The organism is Humiphilus diazotrophicus (genome assembly GCF_059726315.1).
In genome coordinates this window covers 586,744-607,701 of the sequence record NZ_AP040870.1, presented here as the reverse complement: position 1 = coordinate 607,701, position 20,958 = coordinate 586,744, and the positions used below count along the sequence as shown (strand labels likewise).

The following is a 20,958-nucleotide window of genomic DNA, read 5'->3' as shown; positions in this document are numbered from 1 at the left end:
GTAGTTTCCCCACTACAGCATGACGATGTTGCGGAGGCACAATGTTACGTCGAATCTGGATGCGAGGCTTTATTGTCGCTATTTGCCTGTTATTCTGTTCCTACCTTCTCGATGCTCAGACCACCTACGGTTCGTTAGGTGGAACGGTGACCGATTCAGCAGGTGCTCCAGAGGCAGGTGCGACTGTTAAGCTGACAAATACGGCTACCTCAGAAAAGCAAACACAAACCACCGGCGAGACTGGTTTGTATTCTTTCGTAAACCTTATTCCTGGTCAGTATCGAATCGTTGTCGAAAAGACAGGGTTTAAGAGGGTTAGTCGAGAGAATATCGTAATTCAGGTTCAGCAATCTACGCGCGTAGATCTCGTGCTCCCGGTTGGAGAAGTAAGTGAAACCGTAATAGTTACAGGTGAGACTCCATTACTGCAGCCCGAAACATCCTCACTTGGGCAGGTTGTTGAACAACGTAATGCTAATGAACTTCCCCTGAATGGCCGTAACGTTTTCAACCTGGTTGAAGTAGCACCTTCTGTCGTTATGCAGGGAGGAGCCGGAGGAACGGCCACGGGGCAAAATCCCTTCTCATGGGGAAACTTTCAGATTGGCGGCGCCTTTGCCAATCAGAGCGCTGAATATCTTGATGGACAACCGCTGAATATTGGCTATATCAACCTTCCCATATTGATTCCTACTCAGGATTCGGTTCAGGAGTTCAAAGTTCAAACGCACGATCTTGGTCCCGAATGGGGGAAGCTTGCTGGCGGAGTCTTGAACCTGAGCTCAAAGAGCGGGTCAAATGCATGGCATGGAGAAGCTTACGAGTATATCCGCAATAAGGTCCTAAATGCCAATACGTGGTTTGGGAATTACAGAAACTTAAAACGTCCCGCATTTACCCAAAATCAGTTCGGTGGGAACTTTGGGGGACGAGTAATTGCCGATAGAACATTTTTCTTCTTCAGTTATGAAGGCTTCAGGTTACGTCAAGGGCAAACTTTTACTACTACTGTTCCCACCGCTGTAGAACGTAGAGGCGATCTCAGCGCCTTGGCCGCTGCGTCAGGTGTAGGGCAGATAGTCGACCCATGTGCTGGAAGTGCCACGTGCATAAACCGCACGCCGGTCAACTTTTCCGGCAATGTGATTCCCTCTGGGCGAATCAATCCGACTGCGACGGCATTGCTCTCTCTCTGGCCGAGTCCCAATAGTGGCGGTGTGCTGAATAACTATTCGACCAATGCAAGTACGGGTGGTAATCAGAATCAGTACGTTGGACGCGTCGATCAGAAGATCAATGATGCGCAGCATGTTTTCGTCCGCTATAGCCTTTGGAACAATCTGAATCTGGCCCTCGATCCTTTAGGAACCGGATTATGTCAGGACCGTTGCACCGAGAATTACACCTCTAAAGCGGTTGCTATTGGCTATAACTATGTCTTCAATCCAAATGTGATTGGAAATCTCAATATCTCCGTGAGTCGTTTTGGCTATACTCGAACTCCTAAGAACGCCGGGTTTGATTTCGCGACGATCGGCTGGCCTTCCGCTTTTAACTCGCAATTAGGAAGTTCTTTACGAACACCTCCTACGCCTTGTGTAACAGGGATGGCCGACTCCATTACATGCTCACAAGGGCAGAGCTTTATCGTTGATAAGGACACGCAGTACTATTTCTCGCCATATCTCACACTGGTGAAAGGCCGCCATACTTTCCAATTGGGAGCCCAATTTGAAATCAGCTTAGACAACTATACTCAGACCAACGTAGCCAGTGGAGCTTTTGCCTTTACGGGAAACTATACCGGATTAGCATTTGCCGATTTTTTGTTGGGATGGGCAAACAATCCGTCTAACGTTTCCAATCACTTTTTCGGCGCTGCACAAATACCCAATTTCGTTGCAGCGAAGCAGAAGTACTGGGCTGGCTATGTGAACGACACGTATCATGCAACCGGTAAGCTCACTCTGAATCTGGGGCTGCGGTACGAGTATCAATCCCCCTGGTCAGAGAGGCATGACCGCCAATCGTTCTGGAATCCCACGGCTGTAAATACCTTGGCGACCAGCGCTACGGGAAGTACTGTGCTGGGCGATATCTTCCTTGTGAAGACTCCTGGTGTTCGGAGTAGCAGGTACAACCTCGATCAAAACTGGATGGCGATGTCTCCGCGCATTGGTTTCGCCTATAGCCTGGATCCCAAAACTGTTGTGCGCAGTGGCTATGGGATCTTCTGGATTCCTCTTGATACAAGCTGGGCAACAAATCCGCTCAACGATCCAGTGAATTCAATCCAGACGCAATATAAAGGTAACAACGGAAACTCCAATACTCCTACCAATACCATCACCACGCCATGGCCAAATTTTATCTTGCCTCCGGGACGAGATCCTAGCTATGCGGCGGATCTCCTCGGGCAGGGAGTGCAGGCCGTGGATATTCCTCAGTACAAATATGGATATATGCAACAGTGGAACCTGGATATTCAAAGGACTCTTGTTGGCGGCCTCTTTGCCGATCTGGCATACGCTGGGTCAAAGGGAACACATCTGCCGCAGTATTCTCAGCAGGTTAATCAGCTCGGGGATAATTACTTTGCTCAGGCTGCTGCGCAAGCTGCTGCAGGGCAGACCGTTACCATTGCTCAGCAGGTGCCAAATCCTTTTTATAGGGTAGCGAGTCCAGGTAGTCCGCTATCTTCTATTACCACCTCAGCCGGTCAACTGATCCGTCCTTTCCCTCAATATGCAAGTCTTCAGTTGGCAGGACAGGGGAGTTTCGATAGCAGCTATCACTCCCTGCAAGCTTCTGTCCAGAAGCGTTTCAATCGAGGCGGCACCATTTTGGCCGCGTATACCTGGGCAAAGCTCATTAGCAATACAGATACGATCACGTCCTGGCTAGAAGGGGGCGGTACTGGTGCCATTCAGGACTGGAACAATCTCAGAGGTGAAAAGTCCTTGTCTTCCCAGGATGTTCCGCAACGTCTGATTGTCAGTTACGTATTGGATATTCCTCTTGGCAGGGGAAGAGCATATCTTTCCAGCCTTCCCTCTTTGGCCAATAAGGTGATTGGAGGTTGGGGCATTGACGGCGTTACTACTTTCCAGAGTGGTTTTCCCGTTAATATCAATGCCGCGCAGAATCCCTATGTTGGGGCTTATGGTGCAGGATTACGCCCCAATGTGATAAATGGCTGCCGAAAAGCGACCTCAGGAAGTGCTGATTCCCGCGTTCGGAATGGGCTCAATGGTGGCTCCGGATGGATCAACGCGACATGCTTTTCGCAGCCTGCCGCCTGGACCTTTGGGAATGAATCACGTGTAGATCCAACATTGCGGGCTCAGGGGATCAGCAACTTTGACTTCGCTGCTTTCAAAAACACAAACTTTGGTCCCTCTGAAAAGCTAGGAATTCAGTTCAGAGCTGAATTCTTTAACCTCTTCAACCATCCGCAGTTCGGGCCTCCAGGAAACAGCTATGGCTCTTCGAACTTTGGGCAGATTACGAGCCAGGTTAACAATCCACGGCTGGTACAATTTGCCGCAAAATTCCTCTTCTAGACTATGGCCTGGTAAGACGAAGGGGGAGTGGCGCCTTTCGCGCACTCTCCCTTTTTTATTGAATTGAGAGCAATTGCTTCTAATTCCGATCGAAAGTTTTTGTCTACATTGGTAATCCGCACTGGATTAACAACGGATCGTCATGATGAATCCCTTCCAAAAATCCTCTTCTTGAAGGTCGCGACTATCCCAATTCGGGGTTGGAGAGTAGTCGCTTTACAATCAGACGATTTCGTGATTTCCTATCACTTGCTTTCCTTCACCCCCGGATCTCGGCAGTCATAGAAAATAGCTATTACTAAAGATGTTGAGCTTTGGTAACTGAAATTATCATAAATCGACAGGTTTGAATAATACGCATACAGGGATGCCGTGCCTCATGTTTAGGGGCAGTTTCCATAAAGCGTTAGTTGCTAGCACATTGATTGCAAGCATCTTTTCTCTTCTCGGATGTGGAGGTACACTTCGCTCCGCAAGGAGAGCCGTTGGTCTGAAATCTGATCTTGTGATGGATATTTCTGTTGATGCCATAGCGAATCAGAACAGTGCTATTGCCGTGGATGTTGTAAACGTCGGAAACAAGAAGGCTGAAGAGAACCTTTTGACCATGTCCTCTTCAGACTGGTTCAGGAAAAAATTGGATTTACAAAGGACCTATCCGAAAGAACTTAGTGTGAGTTCCTGGGAATGGGTCCCCGGACAAGTTGTTATGCCAGTAAGAATTAGGAATTCCAGATCGGCTAAAGCTGTTATCCTGTTCGCCTCCTATGTGACACCGGGAGAACATCGGGCCGTCCTGCCTGGGCATGGAACCGTATCTGTGAAGTTCCTGGAGAAGGATTTTGCACTGTCGACGGCTAATTAGGGCGTCATTGATCACGGAGGAAGAGGGTGTTGAAGCCCAGTCTTCATCAAGTGCCTGATCTCATTGATTGGCATGAGGGAATGCTACTTACCCCTCGCCATTTTGAACAGCTCACGCAGCGTTACGAAGATTTGCTGCAATACGGAATCTTGCAGTCATCGTCATTCAGTTGGGGGGTACGTAAATTACGGATCGATCCGGCCAAACTCCTCAGAGGTCAGTTTTGTGTTGTGGAGCTAGAGGCTGTAATGCCCGATGGACTAGGTGTATCTTTCGATGCGACAAAGACTGAAGTCGAGCTAACCTGCGATCTTGCCTCATTGGCAGAGACGGCCCGGCTAGAAGGTACGACAGTCCATCTGCTTGTTCCCGCGTCCTCAAGCATTCGTGCTGGAAAGGATTTATCGCGTTTTGTTTCCTGTGATGAGGGATTGGGTGATACGATTCGCGATGCAGACGAAAGTATTCCTCGTCTCCGTCCTCGCTTACAGATTGTTGCAGGCGGAGATACAATTTCGGCAAAATATGTCAGTTTGCCTCTGGCCAAGTTAGAGTATCGGAATGAGGTGTATGCTCTCGCTGACTATATGCCTCCATGCTCAGAGGTTGCCGCTGACTCTCCGGTTGGTATCCTTTGCTCGAACACTGTACGCCGCATCCGTGAGCGCGCCGTTTATCTTTCTCAGCAAATTCATACCTTCTCTGCCAGCGGTCGTAAACAATTTGGGGAAACGCAACGTGTACGTGTGCGGAGTATGGTTGCAGCTCTTCCCGGAATAGAAGCTCTATTGTTCACTGGTTGTGCTAATCCGTTTGCGCTGTATACAGCATATTGTGGCTTGGCCGGGCACCTGTCTGTTCTCTCTGAGAACCTGGTACCTCCAGTGTTTCCTCCTTATCGGCACCTAGAGATTCTCGAAAGCTTTCGTTCCGTGGATCTCTACCTGAATGCGGTTCTTCGTGAAGGTATTCCGGAGAATTACATGCCGGTTCCGTTTCTCTATCACGAAGGAGTATTTTCACTTGTCTTTGAATCGGAATGGGCTGCTCGACGGCTGATTCTGTCTTTGCGGTTTCCGTCGGGGACGGCTCAGCTAGATGCTATTTCCTGGGGCGAGCAGAGTCTCATAGGCGCTGAGGATCTGCAAAAGGGAATGAGGGAGCGGCGTGTGTTGGGTGCTCCAAGACATTATCTTCAAAATGAGGAAGGACTTGTACCAGGTGCCGATAGCGTCCTGTTTCAGCTAAGCTACGACCCTGAGTATATTCACCTTAATGAATCGCTGCAGATCCTGGGCGTACCTTCGCAAAAAGGGGTCAGACCTTCGGAAATCGTTTTATATATCAAAACAGGCTAAAGTCCAACGCGGTAAATGTTGGGATAGCTCAAATCCATAAATCAAACAAGAAGTACATAACCAGATCGAGCACTAGTGATGCAATCCCCTGCAGACACGAATTCGCTGCTGATCCTTCACTTCCGCCAGTTCCATCGGGAACTGTTACAGATACTTGCACGCTTGAATGATGCAAGTTTGTCTGCTAACAGGACTGGTGAACTGTCTGCAGATTCGATGTCTTCCGAAGAAGTAGCGCAACGGCTCTTGTCTCTAATGAATGTGCAGGTGCTCGATGCCGGTCAGAAACATGTTGCAACTCAATATGACTTGTATCGTGAGATGCAATACGTCATGGCCGTGCTGGCTGATGAATTAATTCTCCGGAGCAATTGGAAAGAGAAGTCCACATGGGCTTTGATGGAAACTCGGCTATTCCAGACTCATGCTTCGGGAGAGGTGTTCTTCAATCGTTTGGATGAAATCTTGAGCCATCCTGTGAATACCTATACAGATTTGGAGCATATCTACTTTTATGCGCTGTCTTTAGGTTTCTGCGGGAAGTATCGTGATCGGGATGATCATGGCAAACTCGCTCAATATCGCAAAAAACTGTTCGTGCGTATCTACCAAAGTCCTGTTCAGGATCTATTTACAGTTCAGCGGGAGCAACTCTTCTACCAATCGTACGACTTTACCTTGGCAGATCGACCGGTCAGGCGAATGCCCGGTACTCGTCTCTGGCTGCTTTGTCTCGTAACTGTTCTTGTCCTGTGGATAGCCGTGTCCGATGCGCTGTGGCGTGAGGCGACGGTACCGGTGCTGACAGAGATCCATAAGATTCAGCACAACATTAATAAGCTGGATCGCGTAAAGCAGCCTCTGTCAGGTGATGGAGGGGCAAGTCGATGAATACCCTTCACTCAACTTCTTTATATCTTTTGCTGATCATTCTCTTGTTGCTGGTTCTCTTTGCCGCTTGTGCCATCTTGATTCTAGTCAGAGCACGGCGCGCTGCGAAAAAAGAGCCACGAGAGGAAGCGGCAAAGCAGGAGGAGGAAAGCAGGCAAGCGGAGCAGAAGCTTCCTTCAACATTTGTCGGTGCTTTGTCTGTACTGCGAGAAAAAGTTACAGGAACAGAGTACCGATATCAGGTCCCATGGTACGTCATGTTGGGGGCGCAGGGATCGGGTAAAACGACACTCCTCACCCAGTCTGGACTGAATGCCCTATTGGAGGAGGACGGAGAGTCGCTACCGGGAGAAACTTCTGTAGGGTGGAAGTTTTATGGTTCCGGCATGGTGCTTGATACAGGGGGAGAGTGGACGCTTCCTGCAAATGGCAAGCCTTCACCGTATTGGAAACGGCTGATGCGACTGTTGAATCAGTACCGACCAGAGCGTCCGATGGAAGGCATTATTGTAGCGATGTCTGCTGCAGATCTTTTCGGCTCAACTGCTTTGGACAGGAATGCTCTTTCCCGGCGTGCCATTGCAATACAACAGCGTCTGCAGGAAGCTCAGAATATTTTGGGGTTTCGATTTCCCGTGTATTTTCTCCTGACTAAATGTGACCAAATTCCTGGATTCGTCTCGTTTGCACGGGAGCTGGAGGCAGAGCGTCAGAGTGAAATGTTCGGGTGGTCGAATCCCTACAGCCTGGATGCACTTTTTGAGGACTCTTGGGTTGAAGAGGCTTTTGTCAATATTAGGCAGACAGTGGAGGAACTGCAGGACCAGATCTACATGCATAGCGGATATTCCGAAGACAGGCAGAGCATGTTCATTTTGCCGGATTATCTCCGGGTAATGCCGAGGCTGCTTACTCCCTTTCTCTCGAAAATATTCCAGCGATCCGGAATGGATGGTCTATATGTCCTGCGCGGTATTTATCTCGCTGGCGAGTATGAGGTTCAGAAATCCACCGCAACTACTGCTCTTCCTTTGCATAGGGAGAAGGCCCTCGTCACGAATCATCATCCTGAGCTTTCTATTCTGCCGTCACTTCTAGAAAATCTTCGTCATGAGGGCTCAAGCCAGGTTGCATTCGTCTATGACCTGTTTGTAAAAAAGATCTTTCCGGAATGCAATTTGGCACAACCAGTTCGGCGCTTCTTTTATGCCAGAAATCGCGCCGGAGTCGTATTGCAGGTCAGCACAGTCTGTATCTTTTTCTTGCTCCTGATTGGCACCGTCATTAGTCTTAATCGGCTTCGACAGAATGCCTTGGCTTTGAGTCCGATTCTGAGCCAAATTGAAGCGGATCTGAGACCTGCAGCGGATGGGGCAACTCGTTACGACGGTACTGAAGATTTCCTGATCCGGCTGGCCGGTTTCCAGGCTTCCGGATTCCGTTTTCTCTTTCTTCCATCATCTTGGTCCGGCCCTCTGGACCGGCAGATCCGTGCAGCGCTGGTTCCTACTTTTCGAATTCTTGTACTCGAACATTTTTACGATGGACTAGCGGAAAAGGCTCGCCAGATTACAGCGCTCAACACTATCCCGTTGGGTGCTGTTCCCGCGAATAGCAATTCTATTTATATCGGAATCAGCGATGTGACCGTGACTCCCGAGTACATTCAGCTGAAGACATTTGTTGAGCAATTGCAGCGGCTGGAAAAGAACGTTGCACTTTACCAACAGCTCTCAGTTAGAGGAGGAGTAGCAAGTGCCCCAACGGTTTTCTCGATCGAACGGTATTTGTATAACCAGAGCGATGCTCTAGGGATCTCCGATGCGGAGAATCCCTATTTTGAAGAGGCTCTTGCAAAGGCGAACTTTAAGCCTTTTGTCGTGTCTCAAGCGGATCGGGATAACGCATCTTTGAAGATGACCAATTTGACATCCGCGCTCTTTGCGGCTTGGATTGGGAACAACCCTGTGCGACGCAGTCTCGATAATCTCAGCTCTCAACTGGATAAGGCAGACACCTCTTCATCCGTAAATTATGAAGATCTGCAGCAATTAAGGCAGAGTTTTCGACTTGTGCAGGGCAATTTTGACAGCCCATCTTTGCAGTGGGTTGCAAGAGATAACTTCGAAATGCCTGCCCAGCTCTATAGCCTGACAATTACTCCATTGCAACGGTCCATATATCTGAACTCAGATTTGGCAAATTGGGTGAACTACGATGCAGAGCATCGATTTGGTGAATTGCAGGATGTTATTGCTGGTGAACGTGCAGGTGTTACCGGAGCATTGGTAGAAGTCAGCGAGGAAGGGAAGTTTGTTTTTTCAGATTCGGCGGATAATGTTCGTTTGTCTCTTGAAAACCTGATGTCTTTACCATTCCTACCCGGAAGCTCTTCGCGAGAGGTGGTATCTGTCAGTCCTTCGGGGACTCGCATCGCCTGGAATAACGCGTTATTACAGAACGCTGCTCAACAACCGCAAGCTTACCAGGACTTCATTGACAGCGATCTGCATGATAGTTCTCCGAGAGCGCGAAGTTTTTTTCAGAAGATTGCAAAAGCTCGCTTGCGGCAGGCCCTCGAAACGGAGATTGCTCAAGCCGAGATGTTGTCTCCACGATCTCCGGGGGCCGATTTTCAGCAAGATATTCAGCCACAGATTCAAAATTTTGCGGCTTCTGCTGATACTTTAACTTCTCTACTGACGGTACTCAGAGATCAGGGACTGAACGATCTTTACTCCAAGCTGTCAAGCCTTACCAACGCTCAAGCCGGTGCTCTGCTAGCCGAGTTGGACCGCGCTTTCGTAGCGGATAACGTATATGACATCCCCAGTGCTGCGATGGATCAATGGGTAGGTTCCACTGGCGTAACTGAGGCCATTTTGAATGCTCATTCGCCGGAAGATGTAATGGCATATCTGGCAGAACAACGCGACCAAATTCGTGCTTATAGTCAGGCATCGGCTCCTCTCCTCCGTTTTTTTGCGCAACAAGGAGCACGCAGCTATCCCGGAACAACTACTGCATTGGTAAATAAGTGGAAAGGGGTTGCAGTAGCGCTATCTCAATATGACAAAAAGAGTCCAGCAAATTCGGTGACGGCACTGGAGTCCTTTGTGTCGACAGACATCGACAAGATTGTTCCTGCCCAAATGTGTCCGATCCTCCCGGTACGTGCTTCTGCGACTCCTGGGGACTATTTTGTTAGAGCTCAAGCAAATATGCGTAGAGACATCTACGTCCGTTGCAGGGCAATCGCGAACTTTAATTTGATCAGGGATTATCGAGATCTGCAGACAGCCTTTAATAATCAACTCGCAGGGCATTTCCCGTTTGCGTCTGTCACATCCATTCCAAATGCAATGGATGCCGATCCTCATGCAATTGCAGCTTTTTATCAGAAATTCGATGCTAAATCGTCTTTGATTGAGCGTGCCATCCGCCAGACGGATTCTGGGAGTGGTGCTTATGGGGATGTGCTGATGTTTCTGAAACAGATGGAGAGGGCTCGCGGATTTTTTGCTGCAGCTGATACAGATTTGCCCTCTCTGGATTTCCAGCCAAACTTTCGTGTGAATCAATCCAGGGAAGTTGACGGAGACCAGATTCTTACATGGACACTCACCGTTGGTTCAGACGTCTTTCGTTCGGGAGAGCCTCCGCGTGTCGGTCATTGGACATACGGTCAACCCGTGACTTTGGCATTGCGGTGGGCGAAAGATGCTCCATCACTACCGTTGAAGGGATCTCCCAGCGGTGATGCAATAGTGGATGGTCCGTCCATTCTCTTTCAGTTCAAGGATAGCTGGGCCTTTCTCAATTTCTTGGTACATCATGCTGCACCTGCGTCACAGATTTCATTTGCAAAAGATACATCTCCATTCGTCCTTCGTTTTCAGGCCTATGAAACTGCGCCAGGGCCTCATAGCGCGGCTGCCGGTATTTCCGATCCGATGGTAGCTACTGTTTTCATGCAGATAAATGTATTTCCTTCAGGAGGGAAACAGCCTATGCAGGAGGCGATTTTTCCAACAGAGGCAGGTGATCTTCCAGTTTGGGCAGGTAATGCTGTGAAGGCAGGTGGACAATGACAACCGCCGCTCAGATGTTCTCAGGTCTTGATGCGTTTCTTCAGCCAATTTCTTCTACCGCTCCTGCTGGAGAATTACTGCGCTACGAAGGAACCTATGACCAGATTAAAGAGGCTCGACGGGAAGAACCGGAACTTTCACAGGGAGTTTGGCAAAGAGAACCCAAGCGCGCAGATTGGACAAAGGTAGAAGAACTCTGTTCGGCTGCGCTGAAAGGAAAATCCAAAGACCTGCAACTTGCCCTGTGGCTAATGGAGGCTTGGGTTCAACTCGATGGCTTTGCCGGAGCAACTTTGGGTCTGAATCTCATCGAAGGATTACATGAGAGATTTTGGAACACCATGTTTCCGTTGGTGGACAATCTGGATTACCGAATCGCGCAAATTGAATGGCTAAACGAAAAACTTCCTGCAAGATTTTCCTTTATTCCAATTTCTGCACCTGTTGACAATGCAGTATTTCCAATTATTACTTATGCCGATTGGGAAGCAGCACAGTATGCAGAGCAGAATGCACATCGCCTGAAGGATGCATCTGCATCGGACCGGATCCAGCTTGCTCAATGTCAGCAAAGTCTCAACTGCAGTCCTCCGGAGTTTTTTCAATTGTTGTGGGGGCAGTTGCGGGATTGTGCAACGGCAGCCAAAGGTCTGGAGCAGATTCTGGAGCGGTGTTATGGAGAGCAAAATCCCGGATTAACAAGATTGCTGAACATGCTTGAGGCGATCGCGTCTGTTGTGGCGCCCTTTACAAGTGATGCCTTAGCGCCGAACCATCCTGAGATCGTTAGTGTGGTTTCAATTTCCGATGGACCTGCTCAGACACAGGTTTCGGGAATATCCGCGCAACGAAATTCTATTCAGTCGAGAAACGATGCCTATCGTTGTCTGGCTGAAGCCGCTGAGTTTTTATCTCGAACAGAGCCGCACAGTCCAGTTCCATATCTGATCAGGAGGGCAATTGCCTGGGGAAGTATGGAACTGGCCGAGCTCCTTCCTGAGTTGTTGTCCAACGAAGGAGTTCTACGGGACGTTAGTAATCTTCTGCAGCTTCATCCGCAGAAGAAATGATCTTGCTGTTACCAACGAAGGAGACGTGAGATGGCAGAAAGCATACAACATAAGCTTGACCGAGTTCGGCCTCCCCGTGTGCAGATTACCTATGACGTGGAGACCGGCGGCGCAATTCAGAAGAAGGAACTTCCGTTTGTGGTCGGTATTCTCGCCGATCTTTCCGGAAAGCAAGAGAACCCACTTCCACCCCTCAAAGAACGCAAGTTTGTTGAGATTGACAGAGATAACTTTAACGATGTCCTCGCTTCGATACAGCCACGGGTTGTCACTAGTGTCGACAACCACTTGAGCAAAGACGGTGGGCAAACCAGTGTAGAGTTGCTCTTCAGAAATATGGACGACTTTACCCCATCAAAGCTTGTTCTTCAGGTAGAGGGTCTGCGCAAGCTTTTTGAGTCCCGCCAGAAGTTAAATGACTTATTGGCCAAGCTGGATGGCAATGACACTCTGGATGGCATGTTGCAGCAGGTAGGCGGGAATCAGGATGCACTCAAACAGTTGAAGGCTTCAAACGGAAGCAACGGAGGGACGACCAATGCCTGAAGATACTCCTAAAGACACGCCGAAAGAAGCTCCAAAAACTACTACCCCGGCTACATCAGCACCTCCTGCAGTCGTCGATCAGATTCTGCAGAAGGGAAAGATTGCGCGTGATGAGTCGCAACGCACCTACGCTCTGAGCCTTTTGTCTGAATATGCCGTACAGATTATGGACGAGGGCATGACGGTCGGTGCCGATAGCGTTGTGGCCGGTATCAAGCAGCGCATTGCACAGATTGATGAAATGATCAGTGCACAGCTGAATGCCATCATGCATTCTCCCGAATTTCAAGCCATGGAAGCATCATGGCGCGGGCTTCACTATCTGGTGATGAATACGGAGACGGGAACGATGCTAAAGCTGCGTCTCCTGAACGTTGGTAAGAAAGAACTTCTTGCCGATCTGGAGAAGGCTACGGAATTCGATCAGAGCACTTTGTTTAAGCTTGTCTATGAGCAGGAGTACGGAACCTTTGGTGGGAATCCGTACAGCATGCTGGTCGGCGATTATGAATTCGGTCGTCATCCTCAAGATATCGAAATGCTTGAGAAACTCTCCAATGTTGCTGCAGCGGCTCATGCACCCTTTGTCTCAGCGGCCAGCCCGAAGCTCTTCGACTGGGATAGCTTCACCGAGATGAATATTCCGCGGGATCTTTCCAAAGGCTTCGAATCGACAGAACTCATAAAATGGAGAGCCTTCCGCGAAACCGAGGATTCTCGTTATGTCGCTCTTACTTTGCCCCATGTTCTGATGCGTCTGCCTTATGGTCCGGATACCGTTCCCGTTGATGAGTTTTTGTTTGTCGAAGATGTGGATGGAAAAGACCATAGCAAGTATCTATGGGGCAATTCTGCCTATGCCATGGCACAACGGATTACAAATGCCTTTGCCCTCTACAAGTGGTGTGCGGCTATACGTGGTGTTGAAGGAGGAGGTTTAGTCGAAGGGTTGCCAGTTCATACCTTCCGCACAGAGCAGGGAGATATTGCCATGCAATGTCCGTCGGAAGTGTCTATTACGGATCGTCGTGAAAACGAGCTGAACAATCTCGGCTTTATTGCTCTCTGCCATAAGAAAAACAGCGATCAAGCTGCATTCTTCGGGGGTCAGACGACGAATAAGCCTAAACTCTACAATACCAATGAAGCGAATGCGAATGCGCGCATCTCGGCGATGTTGCCTTATGTGTTAGCTGCATCGCGCTTTGCACATTACATCAAGGTCATAATGCGCGACAAAATCGGTAGCTTTATGACTAAGGAAAATGTCAGTACCTACCTGAACCGCTGGATCGCCGATTATGTGCTGTTGAACGATGATGCCCCTCAGTCGGTTAAGGCCGAATATCCTTTGCGTTCGGCGAGGGTAGATGTTTTCGACGTTCCTGGTAAGCCGGGCAGCTACCGCTCCGTGGTTTTCCTGAAACCGCACTTCCAATTGGATGAACTGAGTGTATCAATCCGACTGGTTGCCGATCTGCCTGCACCTGCTGCTGCATAGACATAACTTGTAGATTCCAGTTCCGGCTGGAAAGGAGATTTTCAATGGATATATTGATTCTCGATTGTGGCGACACAATAAAGGGCGAGTGCAAACTGACTGACTACGCGAACAAAATTGAAATTCTGTCCTATAGCCACGGTGTTGCTCAGCAGATTACCGGCGATCAGAGTAACCAGAAACGCACCTCTGGAAAACCGAATCATCAGGATTTTACGGTTACAAAGTATGTAGATTTGGCCAGCTGTGGTTTGATTGACTTTTGCAATCAGGCGAAGGTGATTCCAACCGTGAAGGTCACTGTTGGGCAGAATGAAACGGGAACGGTTATCCCGTTCATGATTTATCAACTGACAAATGCACTAATTTCCTCTGTTTCTGTCGGCGGGGGTGGAGGCGGTAAGCCACAAGAGACGGTAACTTTTAACTATACAAAAATCGACTGGGCTTACAAGCAACAGATTGGTAATGTATCCGATGCCGGCACCAACTCTGCTAAGTGGAGCCTGGAAACGAATAAGGCTGAGTGATTATGCAGCCCCACAAAATAGCCGCCTCGCGGGTCCTCCTCTTTGATCGTCTCATTGATGAGGACCCGGGACAGCCTAAAGAGCCGTATCCTTTTCGTCTCTATAGTCGTGAGCAACTGGTGAACTCTCTTGTTCGGGAGATTTCATGTTTGCTGAATACGCGTTGCCCCCTGCAGAGAAGCGATCCGGGTGAGGAACGGACCGTTCTTAATTATGGGTTGAGAGATTTTTCTTCTCTCGCCTCGGTGAGTCCAACCGATCGTGATTCTCTGGCGAGAGAGATTGAGGCAGCAATTGAAGCATTCGAGCCGCGTTTGAAGGAGGTTTCGATAGTTTGGAGTGAGGCAAGCTCCGGTCGGCAGCAGAGACTTGAGGCGACGATTCAAGCGAAGATGCTACTGGGCCATCTGATGGAGCCTGTGTCATTTCCGCTTTTGCTACAGGCGTCTACCGGAGAAGCGGAGATTCTTCCGCCAAGCATTCCAGAAAGCTGACGTATGAAAGATCAAGAGGAACTTCTTTCCTACTATCGTACGGAACTTGCTCAGCTACGGCAGGCAGGGCAAGGCTTTGCTCGAAAGTATCCCAAACTTGCCGAGCGTCTTGAGCTTTCTGCCGATGGTTCAGCCGATCCTCATGTGGAGCGGCTGATCGAATCTTTTGCTTTTCTTACAGCAAGGGTTCAGCGGAGACTGGATGACGAATTTCCAGAGGTCACCTCGTCTCTTCTGGGGACGCTCTTTCCTCATCTGGCTAATCCGATACCCCCTTTATCTATCGCACAATTTTTGCCCGATTCCGCGAGAGGGAAGCTCGATTCCGGATATGTAATTCCCCGGTACACCGCACTCTTTGCTCAGACAGCGGACGCGTTGGATTGCCGCTTCCAGACTGCGTATCCAGTGACATTATGGCCATTACAGGTTACTGATGCACATTTCGAACCCAAAACGAATTTCGATTTTCTTAGTAGCCAGAGAAAAGTTGCCTCCGTTCTTCGTTTGCGGGTTGAAGCAGAGAAGGCAAAACTTGCTGATCTTTCTCTAGAGGCCTTACGTTTTTATCTTTATGGGGATTCGGATATTACAGGAAGCCTCTATGAGATGCTTTTTGCCAGCTGTATAGGCGTGGTTCTCTATAAAGAGGAGGAGCAAAAGGAAGTATGGCTTCCTCAGAATGCAGTAGAACCGGTGGGATTTGGCGAGGAAGAAGATCTCATCCCCTACGGCAATTCCTCCCATCCTGGATATCGACTGCTACAGGAGTACTTCGCTCTTCCGGACAAATTCTTGTTCTTCGATCTGCACCACTTAGCGAAGAATCCCTCATCTACAGCGATAGATGTTCTCTTCCTGATGGAAACCGCGCCTCGTCCTTATATGCAGATCAGTAGAGCCAATTTTCTCCTCGGTTGCACCCCAATTATTAACCTATTCCGTCGAACCAGCGAACCTATTCGTCTCGATCACACCTCTTCGGAGTATCGGGTTGTTGCCGATGCTCGCAGGGAGCGTACGACAGAGGTTCATTCTGTTCTTTCCGTGCGTGCGACTTCCGACCCTACGAGAGCAGATCGCATTTACCAGCCGATTTACTCCGCCACAGCGTCTAGCGGTAATTCGGGAGATCAAGCCTATTGGTTTGCGAGGAGGGAGCCTACGGCGCGGGCTGATTTGTCCGGTACTGAGGTGTATCTCTCTTTTGTCGATCCAGCTTTTCATCCTGCACAACCTCCGGATCAAACTGTATTTGCCCAGCTTCTATGTACAAACCGGAATCTTGCGTTACAGCTTCCGGAGAATGCAGCTTTGCAGACAGAAGAGAGGGGCCCGATTGCAGGTATTCGTTGTCTGCGTAAGCCAACAGCTACTGCTTATCCTCCTCTGGGAGGCACAAGCCGCTGGGCGCTGATATCGAACCTGTCGTTGAGCTATATGTCGATCAGCAATTCGGCCGATTCTCTTCAAGCATTCAAGCAAATTCTTCTTCTGTACAGTCTTTCACCAACCCCCGCGATTCTGCAGCAGGTTGAAGGGATACGTGAAATTGAGTGCCGTTCTGTTACAAGACGTTTAGGTTCGGGAGGCTGGAAGAGCTTTTGTGCTGGCGTGGAGGTTGCATTGTCTTTCGATGAGCAATGCTATTCGGGAAGCAGCTTGTACCTGTTTGCGGCGGTAATCAGTAGATTCCTGGGATTGTACAGTGCTATCAATAGCTTTACTCAGCTTGTAATCAATCGTGTGCATGCGAATGGAGAGGCTATCCGATTTCCTCCTGTCGTAGGAAGTAAACCAATTCTCTAGATCGATGAATTCTCCTACAATAGCTGAAGGATTCCGTTACGGGTCATTATGCCATTGCATCGCCACTACCCAATTGCGTTGAATATTGTGCAGCAGTCTGCTACTGCTGCGATGAATCAACGTAGAGTAATTGGAGGAATTGGAGGCGGGAGTCAGGGTAATCGGATTTTCGTGCCTCAGGTTCAACCCAGGTTTTACTACAATATGAATCCCTCTGCTGCGATAACAGTGGACAGATCAAATATCGTTAAACTTGAACATTTTTCGGATTCCTATCGGCTGCGTCGCCCTGATCAGCATGGGCTGCTTGTTCCAAATGCGAGGTACATCTTTGTTCGAATGACGTCAGGGGAGATCCGAATGCATCCGCAGTTCAGGCACCCTGTGCTTGCAGAGGGGAAGCCCGTGCTCTATGCAGGCGAGGCATACTTCAGAAATGGCAATCTCGATTGGTGGAGTAACGGTTCTGGGAACTACCGTCCCGATCCGGATCATGCTGTTCAGGCGAATCTGCCGATGGATCGATTCTTTACCTATGAAGAAATCTTGCGTGGCAAACAGCAGAGTAGCTTCCGATAATGCTTCAGTTCCGTGCGCTTCTGGGAATCATAGTTAGTGCAGCCTTCAAGCCCATCCGATCGGCTTCGGACTCCAGTGCTACGTCTTGCACTACTGCTGTTCCTGAACCAAAAGGATTCCGCACCCGCCCTGAACGTTGTTGTAGAACATGAGTAAGTTCATGTCCTAGAAGCTGTTGGCCCTGAAATGTATCAGGATGGTAGAAGCCAGGTGCAAAATGGATGTCCGATCCCCAGGTAAAGGCAATTGCTCCAATATCGCGAGCTTCTTGTCCCACGTGAATGCGAATATCGGAAAAATCAGCTCCGAAGGAGTGCTCCATCTTTTGCCGGATGTGATTGGGAAGAGGAATCCCTCCGACTCTCTTGCGCAACATGACAGGAAAGGCTTCTAAACCGGGACCAAAATTCGGTTTTCGCTGTAGAACTGTGTTTGCGGTGAGAGGTCTGGGCCGAAATCCAGGAAAGAGAACGCCTTGAACAACTGCTCCTCCGCGAGGATAAGTCACTATTGGACCACTAACGCTAGGAGAAGGAAACATTCAATCGCCCTCCTTTGCGGAGCTATAAGACAACTACACTACTTTAGCTGTTTCTCTTAGCAAAACCAAGTATTTATGCACGAAATAGCTAGCTCGTTGAAATAGGTTTTAGTAACATGGCAACGAAGCGCGATGCAAAAGTTCGGATGGCGGCAGAGGAACTCAGTTCGCGAGTGGCTGTTTGCTGAAGGATATCGCTTCGAGTTTTTCCAGGCCCTACGGCTGCTCGAACAGATAGCTTCGACGGAAGTCATTCAAAATAATCTTTCCAGAGGACGAGCGTTGAGCAGCGCGCCCCCCACTCTGCAAGGGACCGTAGATCCCTTTAGTCTTATTCGTTTGCGTTCGCAGATCAGCTTTGCTTTTCCTGCAAGCGAAGTAAGTGCAGTGAGATTGACATCTGCCAAACCCTTTGCAGCAGAGTTGATTACGCCTCTGATGTGTCTGGGAGGAGCGAAAGGGCCTCTTCCTGACGCATTCTCTGAGTTGGTTTTGGAGAGGCTGAAGCAGCGCGACAGTGCACTGAGCGATTTCCTCGACCTCTTCCATCATCGATTCCTTCTGCTGCTTTATCAATCTCAGAAAAGAACTCGGCTTTGGTTGGGAGCTGTAAATCCTCCAAGCTCGAAGTTTGCGGGATATCTATTTTCATTCGCAGGAGTTGGACGCCCGGAGATTCGGAAACAGGTAGCTCTCCCTGAGCAGGCCTACATGGCCTATGCAGGATTGTTCTGGCAGCAGCCGCGGTCGGCTGTGGGGTTGCAACAGATCCTTTCCAGTTATTTGGGCGTTTCCGTCAAAATCGTCCAACTTCGTGGTGGATGGAGGTTTATCGAACGGGAGGATCAAACGGCCATTGGCAGGACTGCTCAGAATCAGGAACTGGGAATTAATACTGTCATAGGAAAGCGCTTTTGGAGTATGCAATCCGGTTTCGATATAGAGATTGGTCCTTTGTCTCTGGATAAATTTGAGGCATTTCTTCCCGGAGAGAGGCGTTTTGCGGATCTCTGTTCTCTGGTCCGCTTCTATGCCGGGGAGGGACTAAGCTTTTGCCTAAAGTTGAAGCTAAAGTCACATGAGATTCCCGGGCTTCACTTGGGCAAGAATCATCTAGGTTGGACAAGCTGGCTGCATAGCAAAGGATCCGATAGAGACGAGATGATTCAGATTCAACCAGGCTAAAGCAATTTGGGTTTTGCGGCTCTTTCGATTGACGGAAATCTGAATACTCGACTTTCTCTGAATCTATTTTGAACTGAGCTCAATCCGACCGGTCCTAAGGAGAGACCATGGCATCCTCGGCAGTAGTTACGAATGATTTCACTCTTACTACTCCCTTTGGAGACGGAGCCTTATCTCTGCTCTCTTTCCATGGGCATGAAGAGATCTCGACTCCCTTTCAATTTCAGCTGCAGATGTCGTCGTCTTCCGATGATCTCTCTTTTCAAAGTATTCTCGGTCAAAACATCTGTCTTTCGATTCATCTACCTAATCAGCAAACACAATATCTAAACGGTGTTGTGACGGGGTTCTCCCAGGCAGAGAGTTCCGGGCGAACAACCACCTATTTTGCGAGGGTTGAACCTTGGCTTGCGTTGCTGAAGATGAAGTCGGACTTTAGGATCTTCCAGCAAATGACTGTGCCCGACATCGTAGCGAAGATCTTTTCCGATGCTGGAATGACGGATTACAAAAACAGTCTGCAGGGGACATATCAGCCTAGAGAATACTGCGTCCAATATGGCGAGAGTTGTTTTGATTTTGTTTCGCGACTTATGGAGAGTGAAGGGATCTTCTACTTCTTTGAACATAGTAGCACTGCTCATACTCTTGTATTGGTCGACAGTACTGATAGCTATGGTGCTCTTCCTGGAATTGACGAGATTCGTTTTCGTCAGAGTGGACGGCAGTGGGAGAGTATCGATGCCTTGTTGGAAGGGGAGATCTTCGAACAACTCGTTCCTGGAAAATATAGCAGTGATGATTACAATTTCGAGATGCCCAGTACCGATCTATTGAGTTCGGTTGCTGGCAATACTCCAAAGTTTTCCATCTATGAATATCCGGGAAATTATCCCAAGAAGGATCAGGGCGATACCCTTGTGCACTTACGCCTAGAGGCTTTGGAAACTGAACGCCGCATCCTTCAGGGGAAAAGCATGTGCAGCGCTTTTCATGCCTGCTGCAAGTTCACGTTGAAGGAGCATTATCGCTCGGATGCGAATGTTTCCTATGCTCTTCTTTCTGTCAAGCACGAATGTTCCGAGAGCGGATACACCAATTCTTTTAGAGCAATTCCAGCGGCAACCCTTTATAGACCTGGCTTAAGGACATTGCGACCAACAGTTTATGGCTTGCAATCGGCACTGGTTGTAGGGAAGTCTGGAGAAGAGATCTGGACTGATGAGTATGGCCGTATCAAGGTCCAGTTTTATTGGGATCAATATGGAAAGAACGACGAGAATAGCTCCTGCTGGATTCGCGTAGCTCAGAACTGGGCGGGGAAACAATGGGGAAGCTTGTTCCTTCCTCGCATCGGACAGGAGGTATTGGTTGCCTTCCTGGATGGGAATCCCGATCGGCCCGTTGTCGTGGGATCTGTCTATAATGCGGAGCAGGTCACTCCCTATGCGCTTCCTTCGGATCAGACGAAGAGCACGGTGAAGTCTCATTCCTCGAAAAACGCGGATGGTTTCAACGAGATTCTATTTGAAGACAAACAGGGGGCGGAGCAGTTACAGATTCATGCGCAGAAGGATATGGATGTACAGGTTCTGAATAACTATACACAAACTGTTACAAAAGATTACACGCTGACCGTTAAGGGTAATCTCGCTATCAACGTGACAGGAACAATGACGATAAAATCCGACGATGCTTCGACGATGGAGTCGGGCAAGACCTCGACTATGAAGTCGGGTACCTCAATGACTGTTCAATCTGGCACAGATATGTCTATAAGCTCCGGCACGGGCCTTGGTATCAAGGCCGGTACAAGTATGCAAACGGAAGCTGGGACAACTATGGAGAGCAAGGCCAATGCTTCCAATTCTGTTCAGAGCTCTGGAATGGTTGAGATCAAAGGTGGAATGGTAAAGATTAATTGAGAAATAAGAG

15 protein-coding genes are annotated in these 20,958 nt (G+C 49.0%); 14 read left to right on the top strand and 1 reads right to left on the bottom strand.

Features of this window, described 5'->3' with window-relative positions; all coding sequences use genetic code 11:
* Positions 1 to 41 precede the first annotated feature (41 nt).
* The 12 genes from AC6I7T_RS04220 to AC6I7T_RS04165 all read left to right on the top strand — a co-directional run bounded on the left by AC6I7T_RS04220 (position 42) and on the right by AC6I7T_RS04165 (position 17,297).
* Positions 42 to 3,563 (top strand): carboxypeptidase-like regulatory domain-containing protein, encoded by a 3,522-nt coding sequence (locus AC6I7T_RS04220; RefSeq protein WP_497792061.1) that lies wholly within the window; start codon positions 42 to 44, stop codon positions 3,561 to 3,563.
* Between the two features lie 508 nt (positions 3,564 to 4,071).
* The gene (locus tag AC6I7T_RS04215; protein WP_497792060.1) at positions 4,072 to 4,428 is read left to right on the top strand and encodes a hypothetical protein; all 357 of its coding nucleotides are present in this window, start codon (positions 4,072 to 4,074) and stop codon (positions 4,426 to 4,428) included.
* Between the two features lie 26 nt (positions 4,429 to 4,454).
* The gene (gene tssK, locus AC6I7T_RS04210) at positions 4,455 to 5,786 is read left to right on the top strand and encodes a type VI secretion system baseplate subunit TssK (RefSeq protein WP_497792059.1); all 1,332 of its coding nucleotides are present in this window, start codon (positions 4,455 to 4,457) and stop codon (positions 5,784 to 5,786) included.
* 78 nt (positions 5,787 to 5,864) lie between these two features.
* A complete protein-coding gene (locus AC6I7T_RS04205; RefSeq protein ID WP_497792058.1) occupies positions 5,865 to 6,677 on the top strand; it encodes a DotU family type IV/VI secretion system protein in 813 nt (270 codons plus the stop codon).
* Positions 6,674 to 10,768, top strand: a complete 4,095-nt coding sequence (locus AC6I7T_RS04200) for a type VI secretion protein IcmF/TssM N-terminal domain-containing protein (RefSeq protein ID WP_497792057.1) — start codon at positions 6,674 to 6,676, stop codon at positions 10,766 to 10,768. Before AC6I7T_RS04205 ends, AC6I7T_RS04200 begins: the two co-directional genes overlap by 4 nt.
* Entirely contained in the window at positions 10,765 to 11,838 is a 1,074-nt protein-coding gene (tssA, locus tag AC6I7T_RS04195; protein WP_497792055.1) for a type VI secretion system protein TssA, read from the top strand. Before AC6I7T_RS04200 ends, tssA begins: the two co-directional genes overlap by 4 nt.
* A 30-nt stretch (positions 11,839 to 11,868) precedes the next feature.
* Positions 11,869 to 12,384, top strand: coding sequence for a type VI secretion system contractile sheath small subunit (tssB, locus tag AC6I7T_RS04190; protein WP_497792054.1), 516 nt, complete (start codon positions 11,869 to 11,871; stop codon positions 12,382 to 12,384).
* Entirely contained in the window at positions 12,377 to 13,885 is a 1,509-nt protein-coding gene (gene tssC / locus AC6I7T_RS04185; RefSeq protein WP_497792052.1) for a type VI secretion system contractile sheath large subunit, read from the top strand. The genes tssB and tssC overlap by 8 nt, the downstream gene beginning before the upstream one ends.
* Positions 13,886 to 13,929: 44 nt before the next feature.
* Positions 13,930 to 14,415 carry an Hcp family type VI secretion system effector gene (locus tag AC6I7T_RS04180; protein WP_497792051.1) on the top strand — a complete coding sequence of 162 codons (486 nt, stop codon included), beginning with the start codon at positions 13,930 to 13,932 and terminating at the stop codon, positions 14,413 to 14,415.
* A 2-nt stretch (positions 14,416 to 14,417) separates the two neighbouring features.
* Positions 14,418 to 14,909: a type VI secretion system baseplate subunit TssE gene (gene tssE / locus AC6I7T_RS04175; RefSeq protein WP_497792050.1), complete on the top strand. Its 492-nt coding sequence runs from the start codon at positions 14,418 to 14,420 to the stop codon at positions 14,907 to 14,909.
* Positions 14,910 to 14,912: 3 nt separating this feature from the next.
* Complete coding sequence (gene tssF / locus AC6I7T_RS04170; protein WP_497792049.1) at positions 14,913 to 16,718, top strand: type VI secretion system baseplate subunit TssF; 1,806 nt, start codon at positions 14,913 to 14,915, stop codon at positions 16,716 to 16,718.
* 48 nt (positions 16,719 to 16,766) lie between these two features.
* Complete coding sequence (locus tag AC6I7T_RS04165; protein ID WP_497792048.1) at positions 16,767 to 17,297, top strand: hypothetical protein; 531 nt, start codon at positions 16,767 to 16,769, stop codon at positions 17,295 to 17,297.
* A gap of 4 nt (positions 17,298 to 17,301) precedes the next feature.
* On the opposite strand, the gene AC6I7T_RS04160 is transcribed toward AC6I7T_RS04165, so the two are convergent.
* Positions 17,302 to 17,838, bottom strand: coding sequence for an eCIS core domain-containing protein (locus tag AC6I7T_RS04160; protein ID WP_497792047.1), 537 nt, complete (start codon positions 17,836 to 17,838; stop codon positions 17,302 to 17,304).
* Positions 17,839 to 17,970: 132 nt separating this feature from the next.
* Between AC6I7T_RS04160 and tssG the strand changes: the two genes are divergently transcribed.
* Both tssG and AC6I7T_RS04150 read left to right on the top strand, forming a co-directional pair.
* Positions 17,971 to 19,023, top strand: a complete 1,053-nt coding sequence (tssG, locus tag AC6I7T_RS04155) for a type VI secretion system baseplate subunit TssG (protein WP_497792046.1) — start codon at positions 17,971 to 17,973, stop codon at positions 19,021 to 19,023.
* Positions 19,024 to 19,130: 107 nt separating this feature from the next.
* A complete protein-coding gene (locus tag AC6I7T_RS04150; RefSeq protein WP_497792045.1) occupies positions 19,131 to 20,948 on the top strand; it encodes a type VI secretion system Vgr family protein in 1,818 nt (605 codons plus the stop codon).
* Positions 20,949 to 20,958 lie beyond the last annotated feature (10 nt).

What these genes read in the sequence shown, in the direction of transcription:
- AC6I7T_RS04220 (WP_497792061.1), top strand. Translation starts at nt 42, where the DNA reads ATGTTACGTCGAATCTGGATGCGAGGCTTTATTGTCGCTATTTGCCTG.
- AC6I7T_RS04150 (WP_497792045.1), top strand. Translation starts at nt 19,131, where the DNA reads ATGGCATCCTCGGCAGTAGTTACGAATGATTTCACTCTTACTACTCCC.
- AC6I7T_RS04160 (WP_497792047.1), bottom strand. Translation starts at nt 17,838, where the DNA reads ATGTTTCCTTCTCCTAGCGTTAGTGGTCCAATAGTGACTTATCCTCGC.
- tssG (WP_497792046.1), top strand. Translation starts at nt 17,971, where the DNA reads ATGCAAAAGTTCGGATGGCGGCAGAGGAACTCAGTTCGCGAGTGGCTG.
- tssC (WP_497792052.1), top strand. Translation starts at nt 12,377, where the DNA reads ATGCCTGAAGATACTCCTAAAGACACGCCGAAAGAAGCTCCAAAAACT.
- tssB (WP_497792054.1), top strand. Translation starts at nt 11,869, where the DNA reads ATGGCAGAAAGCATACAACATAAGCTTGACCGAGTTCGGCCTCCCCGT.
- tssF (WP_497792049.1), top strand. Translation starts at nt 14,913, where the DNA reads ATGAAAGATCAAGAGGAACTTCTTTCCTACTATCGTACGGAACTTGCT.
- tssE (WP_497792050.1), top strand. Translation starts at nt 14,418, where the DNA reads ATGCAGCCCCACAAAATAGCCGCCTCGCGGGTCCTCCTCTTTGATCGT.
- AC6I7T_RS04200 (WP_497792057.1), top strand. Translation starts at nt 6,674, where the DNA reads ATGAATACCCTTCACTCAACTTCTTTATATCTTTTGCTGATCATTCTC.
- AC6I7T_RS04180 (WP_497792051.1), top strand. Translation starts at nt 13,930, where the DNA reads ATGGATATATTGATTCTCGATTGTGGCGACACAATAAAGGGCGAGTGC.
- AC6I7T_RS04165 (WP_497792048.1), top strand. Translation starts at nt 16,767, where the DNA reads ATGCCATTGCATCGCCACTACCCAATTGCGTTGAATATTGTGCAGCAG.
- tssA (WP_497792055.1), top strand. Translation starts at nt 10,765, where the DNA reads ATGACAACCGCCGCTCAGATGTTCTCAGGTCTTGATGCGTTTCTTCAG.
- AC6I7T_RS04205 (WP_497792058.1), top strand. Translation starts at nt 5,865, where the DNA reads ATGCAATCCCCTGCAGACACGAATTCGCTGCTGATCCTTCACTTCCGC.
- AC6I7T_RS04215 (WP_497792060.1), top strand. Translation starts at nt 4,072, where the DNA reads ATGGATATTTCTGTTGATGCCATAGCGAATCAGAACAGTGCTATTGCC.